This is a genomic window from Methylobacterium oxalidis, assembly GCF_007992195.1.
Lineage (GTDB): Bacteria > Pseudomonadota > Alphaproteobacteria > Rhizobiales > Beijerinckiaceae > Methylobacterium > Methylobacterium oxalidis.
Genome location: NZ_BJZU01000007.1, coordinates 37,985 through 49,856, shown reverse-complemented (window position 1 = coordinate 49,856; position 11,872 = coordinate 37,985). Strand labels below are relative to the sequence as shown.

The window sequence follows — 11,872 nt, the reverse complement described above, 5'->3', positions numbered from 1 at the left end:
GACCCTCTCCCGCACGGGAGAGGAGGCCCGTCGCGGCCTTCGAGAAATTCCGTCCCTCGCGGTGCGCGGCCGTCATCCTCCTCGCCGCCTCCCTCGGCGGCTGCATGGTCGGGCCCGACTACGCGCGGCCCTCCGTCGAGACGCCGCTCGCGTTCAAGGAGGGTGGGCAGCGCGAGGACAGCGCCGCGCACGTCGCCTCGAAGAAGGGCTGGCGCCTCGCCCAGCCGAACGACGGGGCCGAGCGCGGCGACTGGTGGCGGGTCTTCAACGACCCGACCCTCGACCGGCTCGTGCGCCTCGTGGACGTGGACAGCCAGACCCTGCGCCAGGCCGTGGCGGGCTACCGGCAGGCCCGCGCCCTCGTGGAGCAGGCCCGCGCCGCCCTCTACCCGACCGTGATCGGCGCCCCCTCGATCACGCGCGTGCGGACCGCGGGCGTCGAGCGCACCAACGTCTCGCTCCAGGGGCAGGCGAGCTGGGAACTCGACCTGTTCGGCGGCGTCCGCCGCAACATCGAGGCCGAGGTCTCCGCGGCGCAGGCCGACGCCGCCCAGATCGGCGCCGTGCGCCTCGCCGTCCAGGCCGAGCTCGTCACGAACTACCTGCAGCTCCGCTACAACGACGCCCTGCAGCGGGTGCTCAACGAGAACGTCGAGAACTTCAAGAAGACGCTCGCGATCACCGAGAACCAGTACAATGCGGGCGTCGCCGCCCGCTCGGACGTGATCACGGCGCAGACGCAGGTGCAGACGACGCAGGCCTCGGCCATCGCGGTCGGGCTCCAGCGGGCGACCTTCGAGCACGCCATCGCGATCCTCGTCGGGCGCCCGCCCTCCGAGGTCTCGATCCCCGTGGCCTCCCTCGCCGTCCGGCCGCCGGCGGTGCCGGTCGGCATCCCGTCCGACCTCCTGGAGCGGCGCCCCGACATCGCCCAGGCCGAGCGGGCCGTGCAGCAGCAGAGCGAGCTGATCGGCGTCGCGGTCGCGGCCTTCTATCCCACGGTGACCCTCTCGGCGTCCGGCGGCATCTCGGGCGACCCGCGCAACGGCCTGTTCTCGGCGGCGAACCAGGTCTGGTCGGTGGCCGCGTCGGGCACCGAGGTGCTGTTCGACGGCGGCGCCCGCGCCGCCGCCCTCCAGGGCGCGCGCGCGGCCTACGACGGGGCGGTCGCCAATTACCGCCAGGTGGTGCTCACCGCCTTCGGCGAGGTCGAGAACGGGCTCGCGGGCGTGCGCATCCTCGCCCGCCAGCAGGTGGCTCAGGACGCGGCCCTCGCCTCGGCCCGCCGCGCCGTCGAGATCACCCTCAACGAGTACCGCGCCGGCACCCAGAACTTCACCACCGTCGTGACCGCCCAGGGGCTCGCCCTCAACAACGAGGTCGCCGCCCTCCAGGTGCGGCTCAGCCGCTTCACCACCGCCGTGTCGCTGATCCGGGCGCTCGGCGGCGGCTGGGACGTGCGCAGCCTGCCCGGCGGCCCGGAGCTGAAGGGCCCGCGCCTGCCGATCGACCGGGGCGGCCAGGCCGTGCGCACCGACGAGTAGCGCCGTACACGGCTCCGCGAGCCCGGAACGGGCGCCGTCATCGCTCGTTTGACGTGCGAAACCCGCCGGCCGAGCTTCCGGCGGGGCGCGCACCCGGAGCCTGCCGATGGAACCCACCGTCACCCCGAGCGGGCGCGCCGCCTGCGGCACGCAGGCCGCGCCGCCCTGCACACTCGTGATCTTCGGCGCGGCCGGCGACCTGACGAAGCGCCTGCTGATGCCCGCCCTCTACAACCTGTCCGGCGCGGGCCTCCTCGCCGAGGGGTTCAGGATCCTCGGCGTCGACCACAACGACAACACCGACGAGGGCCTGCGCGCGGACCTCACGCAGACGATGGAATCCTTCACGAAGGACAAGACCTCGGAGTTCCACGCCGACCGCATCGATCCGGCGGCCTGGGGCTTCGTGCGCGAGCGCATCCACTTCCTGAAGGGCGACTTCGAGGATCCGGCTTCCTACGCGGCGCTGAAGGACCGGATCGGGGGCAGCGTCGTCTTCTACCTCGCGGTGGCGGCCCGCTTCTTCGGGTCGATCGTCGAGCAGCTCGGGCAGGCCGGCCTCCTCGCCCAGTCGGAGGGCGCCTTCCGCCGGGTCGTCATCGAGAAGCCGTTCGGCTCCGACCTCGCCTCGGCGCAGGCGCTGAACGCCCGCATCCTCAGGCAGGCCGACGAGAGCCAGTTCTTCCGCATCGACCACTTCCTCGGCAAGGAGACGGTGCAGAGCCTGATGGCGCTGCGCTTCGCCAACGGCATGCTGGAGCCGGTCTGGCGGCGGGAATACGTCGACCACGTCCAGATCACGGCGGCCGAGACGATCGGCGTCGAGGAGCGCGGGGCCTTCTACGAGCCGACCGGGGCGCTGCGCGACATGGTGCCGAACCACCTGTTCCAGCTCCTCTGCATGGTGGCGATGGAGCCGCCGAACTCCTTCGAGGCCGAGGCGGTGCGCACCGAGAAGGCGAAGCTCGCCGAGGCCGTGCGCCCGATCGAGCCGGGCGACGCGGTGCGCGGCCAGTACACGGCCGGGACCGAGGGCGGCCAGGCGGTCGTCGGCTACCGGGACGAGCCGCACGTCGCCGCGGATTCGCGCACCGAGACCTACGTCGCCCTCAAGCTGCAGATCGAGAACTGGCGCTGGGCCGGCGTGCCCTTCTACCTGCGCACCGGCAAGCGCATGACGGACCGCCTCACCGAGATCGCGATCCACTTCAAGCCGCCGCCCTTCCGCCTCTTCCGGGAGACCGGCGTGACGGAGCTCGCGCCGAACGTGATGCGCCTGACCATCGACCCCGAGCAGGGATCGAGCACCGTGCTCAACGTGAAGCGGCCGGGGCCCAAGATGGCGCTCGGCAGCGTCGCCACCCGCTTCCGCTACGCCGACTTCTTCCCCGAGAAGCCGAATGTCGGCTACGAGACCCTGCTCTACGACTGCATGGTCGGCGACGCGACCCTGTTCCAGCGGGCCGACAACATCGAGGCCGGCTGGGCCGCGGTCGACCCGCTCCTCAAGGCGTGGAAGGGGGCCGACGTCGCCTTCTACGCCGCCGGCACGGACGGGCCGACGGAGGCGGACGACCTCCTCGCCCGCGACGGACGGCGTTGGCTGCCCCTCGGCGGGGAGGGCTGATCAGCCGGCGCGGGCCCCGCCGCGGACCTGTCGGACCGGGTGCAGGTCCGCGAGGTCATCGTGGTGGAGGAGGAGCACTCCGGTCGCGGCGGCGAGCTTGCGGGCGGCCGGCGTGAAGCCCGCGTTCGTGACCACGGCCGCCATGTCGCCCGACCAGTAGCGGGCGGCCGCCGCCGCCTCCTGCACGGCGGCGTTGCCGACGGGCTTGCCGTAGCGCTTGCACTGGACGACGAGGCGCACCCGGTCGCGCTCGGCCACGATGTCGGCGCCCTGGTCGCCGCTCCCGCCCGTCGCGTGCGCCCGCCAGCCCGCCGCGGCGAGGCGCGCGGCGCAGAACTGCTCGTAGCCGGTGCCGTCGTCGGGCGCCTCGGTCTCGTCGGGCAGGTCCACGGCGGCCGCGACCGACTCGACGATCTCGACCATCGCCTCGAACCGGTCCTCGGCGTAGTCGGAGAAGCCGCGAGCCTCGATCTCGGGCAGGACCGTGCGCTCGACGAAGTACTCCCGCTCGCGCAGCCAGCCGTCGCGGACGAGGTTGCCGTAGGCGTCGATGAAGCTCTCCTGGCGCTGGCGCAGGGCAAGCGTGCGGGCGTGGCGGCGCGCCACCCGGCGCACCAGCCGGCGGAACCGGGCCGGGCGGTCGAGCGCCCTGAGCAGGATGAGCACGACGGCGATGCCGGTCGCGACGAGCGCCGGGCGCCCGAGCCAGAGGGCCGCCGTGCCGCCGACGACGCAGGTCCAGAACAGAGGTGCCGCGAGCCTTCCCCGGCCGGCCATGATCCCGTCTCCGCGGCCACGACCCTGGGCGGCCGCGGGGACGAGCCTTGCCGCCGGCAGCTTGCCCGATCTCTAACGGGCCGGCGCCCGCGCGACCGCGGGATCATCGGCTTGTGGATATCCCGGGCCTGCGGATATCCCGGGCCCGGGATGCCCCGGCCGCCGCGAGGGCGGGAGCCCTACGACCCCGCCTCGGCTGGAGCGGCCTTGGCGCGGCGGGCGCGCGGGGCGGCGGGGGCCTTGCCGTCCCCGGTCCGGGCGTCGGCCGCCTTCGAGCGGGACTTCCGGCGCTGCTGGCCGAGGCCCATGCTCTTGGCGAGTTCCGAGCGGGCCGCCGCGTAGTTCGGCGCCACCATCGGGTAGTCCACGGGGAGATTCCACTTCTGCCGGTACTCGTCCGGCGTCATGTCGTAGCGCGTGCGCAGGTGGCGCTTGAGCGACTTGAACTTCTTGCCGTCCTCCAGGCAGACGATGAAGTCGGGCGTGATCGAGCGCTTCACCGACACGGCGGGCTGAGGCGGCTCCACCTTCTCCTCGGCCGGGCCGTTCGAGAGGCGGCCCAGCGTCGAGTGGACGGACGCGATGAGGGCCGGCAGATCCGCGACGGGCACGGAATTGTTGCTCACGAAAGCCGAAACGATGTCCGCGGCGAGCTCGATATAGTCCGGCAAACCGCTGTTCTCCGCCGTCATTAGCGTCCCCTGTGGTGGAAGAAGGATCCCGGCCGGCCGGCCTCAGGCTTACGCCTGTCCAGGCTGACCCGGATAAGGTGGTGATCTGGAAGCGACTTCGATGTCCGAAATTTTTTCGGCCTGCGCAAGATCAATGACGAGAATTACGGAAAAATTCAACTGTCAAATAGGCGACCAGATCGGCAGAGACGGAAGTACATGCCCGGTGGTGAAATGGAGGGGCAATCCCCTTCCTTTCCCCGACGCGATCGAAAGCGGACGTTGCATGCTCGGAGGCCGCACGCCGGGGAGTTCGACGTGAGGCTGTTGCGGGGCAGCTATCGCTCAACTTTAGCAACTCTGAGTTGAGGTGTCCCCTCGACGCCGGGGATGACGGGCGGACGTGCTCGGAACCGAGCGTTGCGTTCGCCGATGCGCTGCGGCAGACCCGAGCAACGTTCTTCATCGCGTCAGAAGACGCTCCGGAGAAGCAAAGGTCAGATCACATTCTCGCGATGTTTCGATGAGCTGTGGAGAAGCCAGGTCTCCGTTGCCTGCACTATTCTGCGGCTTGCCTAAAACCTAGCATGTGTGGCTCTACATCAACACATTTAACTTTTGATAAGCACCTGATACAAAACTACTAATGTCGATCTCGCGCGGCGTCAGCCCTCTACGTCGACGCTCCGATCGGAAGCCGCGGCCACCTTTCGCGGGCCGTAGGACTTGAACCGCTCCACTGTGCGCGCGATCTCGGCATCGTCGAGCACCACCGGCGTGCCGACCTGCAGCGCGATCGCGTACTGCCGGCAGAGCGCCTCGACCTCGACGGCGAGCCACAGGGCTCTGGCAAGATCGGGCCCCGTGGCGATCATGCCGTGGTTGGCGAGCAGGCAGCAGCTCCGCCCGTCGAGGGCGGCGAGCGCCGCCTCGGACAGGGCCTCGGTGCCGTAGGGCGCGTAGGGCGCGCAGCGGATGCTCGGGCCCCCCGCCATCGCGATCATGTAGTGAACCGCCGGGATCTCCCGCCCGCAGATCGCAAACCCGGTCGCGTAGGGCGGGTGGGCGTGGACGACGGCGCCGATCTCCGGCCGCGTCGCCAGGATGTCGCGGTGGAAGCGCCACTCCGAGGAGGGCGCGAGCGGGTGGTCGTGGCGCCCGGAGAGATCCATCGGCACGATGTGGCCGGGCGCGAGATCCTCGGCCGGGATCCCGGAAGGCGTGACCAGGAAGCCGTCCCCGAACCGCACCGAGACGTTCCCGGAGGTGCCCTGGCTGAGCCCGAGGGCGATGATCCGGTTGGACGCCTCGACGACGGCGCGGCGCAGGGCGGATTCGGAGGAGGTCTCGGCTTCCATCACCGCCTCGTAGAGCAACGCGCGCACGAGGGAAATCCGGGCGCTCGGAACCATCCTGCCGGCCGCGCCGTGCCCTCCGGCGCCGGCCCTCGCCGGTGCCCCGTTGACGCGCGCGCCGAATTCGCGTCCCCAGGCCGCGGAGCCCGGAACGGCCGGGCGCGGTATCGGGGGCTGGCCATGAGCACCTACCGCTTCGAGGCGCTGCTGCGCCCGCGCTCGGTCGCGCTCGCCGGGGCGGGCGACCGGGAGGGCTCGCTCGGCCGCGCCGTCCTGGAGAACCTGCGCCGGGCCGGCTTCGCCGGGCCGGTCTTCCCCGTGAACCCGCGCCACGCCAAGGTCGACGGGACGCCCTGCTTCGGCCGGGTCTCCGACCTCCCCGAGGCGCCCGACCTCGTGGTCGTCGCGGCCCCGCCCGCGGTCGTGCCCGGCATCGTCGAGGACGCGGCCCTGCGCGGGGCGGGGGCGGCCGCCATCCTCACGGCCGATCTCGGCGAGGCGCCGGAAGATCCCGGGCCGCGCACCCGGGCGCTGGCGCGGGCCCACGGCCTGCGCCTCCTCGGGCCGAACAGCATCGGGCTCGCGGTGCCGGGCCAACGCCTCAACGCCAGCCTCCTCGCCCACATGCCGGCCCGCGGGGACCTCGCCCTCGTTTCCCAGTCCGGCACGGTCGCCTCGGGCATCGTCGAGTGGGCGGCGCGGCGCTCGGTCGGGTTCTCGGCGGTTCTGTCCCTCGGCCGCTCGGTCGACATCGACGTGGCGGACTGCCTCGACCATTTCGCGGGCGACCTCGGTACCCGGGCGATCCTGCTCTGCCTCAAGACGGTGCCGGACGCGCGCAAGTTCATGTCGGCCGCCCGCGCCGCCGCCCGCGCCAAGCCCGTCGTGGTGCTGCGGATCGGCCGGCGCGACGCGGACCGGCCCTCGCCCGAGACCCATACGGGCGCCCTCGCCCGGCCCGACGCGGTCTACCAGGCGGCCTTCCGGCGGGCGGGCCTGCTCGCCGTGCGCGACCTCGACGAGATGTTCTCCGCCGTCGAGACGCTGGGGCGCCAGCGCCCCTTTCCCGGCAAGCGCCTCGCGATCCTGGCGAACGGCCGCGGCATCGGCGCGCTGGCCGCCGACCGGCTCGCCGATCTCGGCGGCAGCCTCGCCGAGATCACCCCGGCCGACGGGTTCTCGGCGCGCAACCCCGTCGATCTCGGCGTCGATGCGGACGCCGCCGCCTACCGGGCGGCGCTGGCACCGCTCCTGGCCGACCGGGCGAACGACGCGGTGCTGGCGATCCACGTCCCCACCGCCCGCTCGGACGGCACCGCGGTGGCCGCCTGCATCGCCGAGTCCGTGAAGGCGGCCCGCGCCGGCGGAGGGCGCCGGAAGCCGGTCTTCGCCGTGTCGCTCGGCGAGGGCGAGGCCGCGACCACCCACCTCGCGGAGGCCGGCATCCCGCGCTTCGCCACGGATTCCGACGCGGTCGAGGGCTTCCTGCACCTCGTCCGCTACCGCGAGGCGCAGGACGACCTGATGCGCACGCCGGATTCCCTGCCGCGGGACTTCGCGCCGCGGGCGGACGAGGCCCGCGCCATCGTCGCCCGGGCGCTGGCGCAGGGGGCGACCTGGCTCGATCCGGTGAGCGTCGCGGCGCTCCTGTCGGCCTACGACATCCCGACCGTGCCCCTGACGCTGGCCCCCGACATCGACGCGGCCGCCGAGGCCGCCTGGCCGATCCTGGCGCGGGGCGGGACCGTGGCGCTCAAGGTCGTCTCGCCGGACATCGTCCACAAGTCCGACATCGGCGGCGTGCGCCTCGACCTGACGAGCGAGGCCGACGTGCGCACGGCCGCCCGCGAGATCCTGGCCCGCGCCCGGCGCGAGCGGCCGCAGGCGCGCGTCCAGGGCTTCGCGGTGCAGCCGATGCTGCGGCGGGGCCGGCGGCGCGAGCTGATCGCGGGGCTCGCCGAAGACCCCGCCTTCGGGCCCGTGGTGGTGTTCGGGCGCGGCGGCACGGCGGTGGAGGTCATCGACGACCGGGCGCTGGCGCTGCCGCCCCTCGATCTGGCGCTGGCGAGCGAGCTGATCTCGCGCACCCGCGTGGCGCGGCGGCTCGCCGCCTACCGGGACGTGCCCGCCGTCGACATGCGGGCGCTCAGCCTCGTCCTCGTGAAGCTCGCCCAGCTCGCCGCCGACCTGCCGCAGGTGCGCGAGCTCGACCTCAACCCGCTGCTGGCCGACGACACCGGCGCCGTGGCGCTCGATGCCCGGGTGCGCGTCTCCCGCGCGGTGGCGATGCCGGGCCGCACCGCCCGCGGTGCCGGCCATCCGCGCTTCGCGATCCGGCCCTACCCGGCCGAGTGGGAGCGCACCATGACGCTGCGGGGCCGCCCGATCCGCGTGCGCCCGGTCCGCCCCGAGGACGAGGGCCTGTTCGCGACCTTCTTCCACAGCGTCAGCGAGGAGGATCTGCGCCTGCGCTTCTTCTCGCCGGTGCGCGACTTCAGCCACGCCTTCCTGGCACGGCTGACGCAGCTCGACTACGCGCGCGCCATCGCGTTCGTGGCCACGGACGTCGAGAGCGGCGCGATGCTCGGCGCCGTGCGCCTCCACGCCGACGCCAACCACGAGAGCGGCGAGTACGCGATCCTGATCCGCTCGGACCGCAAGGGCACCGGGCTCGGCTTCGCCCTCATGCGCCTGATGATCGACTGGGCCCGGGCGGAGGGGCTGAAGCGCGTCGAGGGCTCGGTGCTGCCGGAGAACCGGCCGATGCTCGCCGTCTGCCGCCGCCTCGGCTTCTCGGTGCATCCGGACCGGGAGGATCCGGGGGTGATGAAGGTGGGGCTGGAACTGTAGGGCTCGGAAACGCGAGGAGCCCCGCACCGATGTGCGGGGCTCCGCGGGCGGGCCGGTGCCGGACCGCTGCGGCGGTCAGTGACCGCCTTCGGTGGCGTTGCGGGTCGACTCGTAGAGGAACCACGTGCGCTCCTCGGACTGGTCGATCCACTCCTCGAGCTGGCTCGTGGTCGAGACGTCGTTCGCCTCGTCGGTGACCTCGTGCAACTCGCGCATGTGGGCGGTCAGCGCCTTGTTGTCGTCCCGGAGCTCGATCAGCATGTCGAGCGGGCTGACATACTCGGCATCGTTGTCCTGGACGCGCTTCAGCTGGCTCGCCTGGCCGATCGACCGCAGCGTGGTGCCGCCGATCTTGCGGGCGCGCTCGCCGACCGCGTCGATGATCGCGAAGATCTGCTGCGACTGCTCGTCGAGGAGCAGGTGATAGTCGCGGAAATTCGGGCCGCTGACGTGCCAGTGGAAGTTCTTCGTCTTGATGTAGAGGGCGAAGAGATCGGAGAGCAGGACCGTGAGCCCTTCGGCGATCTTCTTGGCGTCGGCCGGGTCGAGGTCGGTCGGGGTGTTCAGGCGGTCGCTCTCGACACGCGCGGGCTTGGCCTTGGCCATGGTCTCGGTCTCCATCGATAGTGCCGGTGAATGATTTCGCGGGCGCCTGCACAATCTGCGCGGCGCCTCTCGATCGGCAGAATGAACGGTGAAGCCGAATGTTCCGCCGCGCGGGCCAGCGTTGCCCGGAGCGGGTAGCTTGGAGCGATTCCAGGAAGCGCGCGGTGAAGCGCGCGGTCGGGGGCGCGCGGCATGCCGCGGCTTTCCCGCGAGGATCCCGCTTCGGGAACGCCGCCCGGATGCGTCGGCATCCCGGCGTTTCGGTCAATCGGCGACCTGCCAGCCTGCGATCGGATGCAGCGTCGCGCAAGCCGGACTGCCGTCCCCGGCCTTTCCCGGGAGCCGGGCCTCGAGAACCTTTCCCGCCAGAGCCTTCTCCAGCAGCCCGGCGGGCAGCAGGTGGATGTCGATCTTGGCACGCCGGCTCCATGCGGACGGACGTTGCCCGGCCTGCTCGCCGATCGCGAGGTAGAGGAAGCGCCTGCTCGCCCCTTCGCTGCGGACGAAATCCCCGAGAAATCTCGGCCCCGGCGCGACCCGCACCGGAACATCGAACGAGATCGGCCCGGCGCCGGCGATGACCGGTCCCACCGGTACGCTCTTCCTGTCCTGCAGGCTGTAGGCCACGCCGGGGACCGGATCCTGGATCGTGAGCCTCAGGGTGATGACCTGACCCGCCGCCATGTCCGATCCTCGCGTCGCACGTGCCGGCTTACCCGCGACCGGGCGTGGCCAGGGCTGGTCGCGGGTTCGAAGCGATGCCGCGCCACGGGTACCACGCGTGCGGACCGGACCACTAGGCGCGCGGGCCGACGAGGCCCGGCGGCAGCATCACGGGCTCGCGGGCGATCGCCCGGGGCGCCGCGGCGGGTGGGGCGGCCCTGCGCGCCTCGGGCTTCGGCGCCGCAGGGGGCGCCGCGGCGGGCGCCGGCTCGGGGCGCGGCGGCCTCGGCGCGGCGGGGCGGGGGCCGATCGCGCCCGTCGTCTGGGGCTCCGGCGCGGCAGCGGACGGGGCCGGGGCCGGGCTCGGCGTGTCGAGCCCGTAGATGTCGTCGCGGAAATGCGCGCGCCCGTCCGGCGTGGCGTAGCCCGTCAGGTACACGAAGGCGACCGGGACCGGCTTCGTGAGCTTGATATCCCGCCTCTCGCCCATGGCGATCCCGGTCTCGATCTCCATTGGTCCCCAGACGGTGCCCGGCCCGTTCGGGCCCGGCGTCCCTTCGAGCAGCCAGCCCGCGAACTCCTTCACCTGCCCGACCCGGACGCAGCCGTGCGAGTGGAAGCGCACCGAGCGGGCGAAGAGAGACTTCGAGGGCGTGTCGTGCATGTAGACTGCGTGGCGGTTCGGCATGTCGATGCGCACTTGGCCCAGCGAGTTGTCGAGGCCGGAATCCTGCCGCAGCGTGTAGTTCACCGCCCGCTCGGTCTTCCAGTCGATGGCCGTCGGGTCCACCTCCGCGCCGCCCGCGCCCAGGATGCGGATCCGGTTCCTGGCGAGCCAGGTCGGATCCTTGCGCATCTTTGGGATGATCTCGTTCCTCACCACCGAGACCGGGACCGTCCAGGTCGGGTTGAGGTTGATGTCGGTGATGCGCGTCTCGACGCCCGGCGTCGGCTTGTCGGTGGAGCCGACCACGGCGACGTAGCGGCGGGCGACCGCCCCCTTCGCCACCGCCTCGACCGTGGCCGAGGGGATGTTCACGGTGACGTAGCGCTCGCCGAAGGGGAAGTTCGAGCCCATCAGTCTGGCCGCGGAGGCCGCGAGCTGGCGCTGGCGCACGCCGGCCGGCACATTCAGCGCCGCCACCGTCTGGCGGGCGACGATACCCGTCTCGGGCAGGCCGTGGCGGGCCTGGAAGGATTTCACCGCCGCCACCAGGGCCGCGTCGTGCCGGTCGCTCGGGCGCGCGTCGGCGGGCAGGTCGCCGGTCAGCGTCAGGTGGTGGCGCAGGCTCGGCACGGTGGGGCTCTGGGCGCCGGGCTTCAGCACGAGATCCGCTGGCAGGCTCTCCCAGCCTCCGGCCTCGGCATAGGTCTGGTAGCGCTCGGCCATGCGGAGCGTGTCGAGGAAGGTCGAGGGGGCGAGCGTCGGCACCGGATCCTCGGAGACCCGGGCGTAGACGAGGGGGGCCGGCTCGCGGGACTTCTTCGCCGCGGGCGGCGTCGGTGCCGGCGCCTCGACCAGGGGCTGCGCGGGCGGCTGCGGCGCGGGAGCCGGGGCGGCCGGGATCGCCGGTGCGGGGGCGGGGGGAGCCGGCTCGGTGACCGCCTGCGGCGGCTGGGCTGCCGGCGTCTCGGCGGACGCCGTGCCGAGGGCGGCGATCAGCGCCAGCGGCGAGAGGCCCGCGCGCAGGCGGGCGTAACACGGGAACAGACGCGAGCGCATCGCGGGCCTTTCGCAGGAGCGTGCGCGGGATCATGCGGGCGGATGGTTACCAATCC

At 72.6% G+C, this 11,872-nt stretch carries 9 protein-coding genes; 3 read left to right on the top strand and 6 right to left on the bottom strand.

All coding sequences use genetic code 11. The features are described from left to right. Positions 1 to 104 precede the first annotated feature (104 nt). Both MOX02_RS03875 and zwf read left to right on the top strand, forming a co-directional pair. Positions 105 to 1,544, top strand: coding sequence for an efflux transporter outer membrane subunit (locus tag MOX02_RS03875; protein ID WP_147024414.1), 1,440 nt, complete (start codon positions 105 to 107; stop codon positions 1,542 to 1,544). A 106-nt stretch (positions 1,545 to 1,650) separates the two neighbouring features. Further along, positions 1,651 to 3,171: a glucose-6-phosphate dehydrogenase gene (gene zwf / locus MOX02_RS03870; RefSeq protein ID WP_147024409.1), complete on the top strand. Its 1,521-nt coding sequence runs from the start codon at positions 1,651 to 1,653 to the stop codon at positions 3,169 to 3,171. Here the strand turns inward: zwf and MOX02_RS03865 are convergent, their stop codons facing one another. The 3 genes from MOX02_RS03865 to MOX02_RS03855 form a co-directional block, all read right to left on the bottom strand. After that, positions 3,172 to 3,948, bottom strand: coding sequence for a restriction endonuclease (locus MOX02_RS03865; RefSeq protein ID WP_147024408.1), 777 nt, complete (start codon positions 3,946 to 3,948; stop codon positions 3,172 to 3,174). A 179-nt stretch (positions 3,949 to 4,127) separates the two neighbouring features. After that, a complete protein-coding gene (locus MOX02_RS03860; protein ID WP_147024407.1) occupies positions 4,128 to 4,640 on the bottom strand; it encodes a Ros/MucR family transcriptional regulator in 513 nt (170 codons plus the stop codon). A 644-nt stretch (positions 4,641 to 5,284) separates the two neighbouring features. Next, entirely contained in the window at positions 5,285 to 5,977 is a 693-nt protein-coding gene (locus MOX02_RS03855; protein WP_147024413.1) for a class II aldolase/adducin family protein, read from the bottom strand. 177 nt (positions 5,978 to 6,154) lie between these two features. On the opposite strand from MOX02_RS03855, the gene MOX02_RS03850 reads away from it, so the two are divergent. Beyond that, a complete protein-coding gene (locus tag MOX02_RS03850; protein ID WP_147024406.1) occupies positions 6,155 to 8,824 on the top strand; it encodes a bifunctional acetate--CoA ligase family protein/GNAT family N-acetyltransferase in 2,670 nt (889 codons plus the stop codon). A gap of 75 nt (positions 8,825 to 8,899) precedes the next feature. On the opposite strand, the gene MOX02_RS03845 is transcribed toward MOX02_RS03850, so the two are convergent. The 3 genes from MOX02_RS03845 to MOX02_RS03835 all read right to left on the bottom strand — a co-directional run bounded on the left by MOX02_RS03845 (position 8,900) and on the right by MOX02_RS03835 (position 11,816). Continuing rightward, positions 8,900 to 9,430, bottom strand: a complete 531-nt coding sequence (locus tag MOX02_RS03845; RefSeq protein WP_147024405.1) for a Dps family protein — start codon at positions 9,428 to 9,430, stop codon at positions 8,900 to 8,902. A gap of 264 nt (positions 9,431 to 9,694) precedes the next feature. Further along, on the bottom strand, positions 9,695 to 10,114 hold the full coding sequence (locus tag MOX02_RS03840; RefSeq protein ID WP_147024404.1) for a DUF5990 family protein: 420 nt from the start codon (positions 10,112 to 10,114) through the stop codon (positions 9,695 to 9,697). Positions 10,115 to 10,226: 112 nt separating this feature from the next. Beyond that, positions 10,227 to 11,816 (bottom strand): L,D-transpeptidase family protein, encoded by a 1,590-nt coding sequence (locus tag MOX02_RS03835; protein WP_147024403.1) that lies wholly within the window; start codon positions 11,814 to 11,816, stop codon positions 10,227 to 10,229. Positions 11,817 to 11,872: the final 56 nt, after the last annotated feature.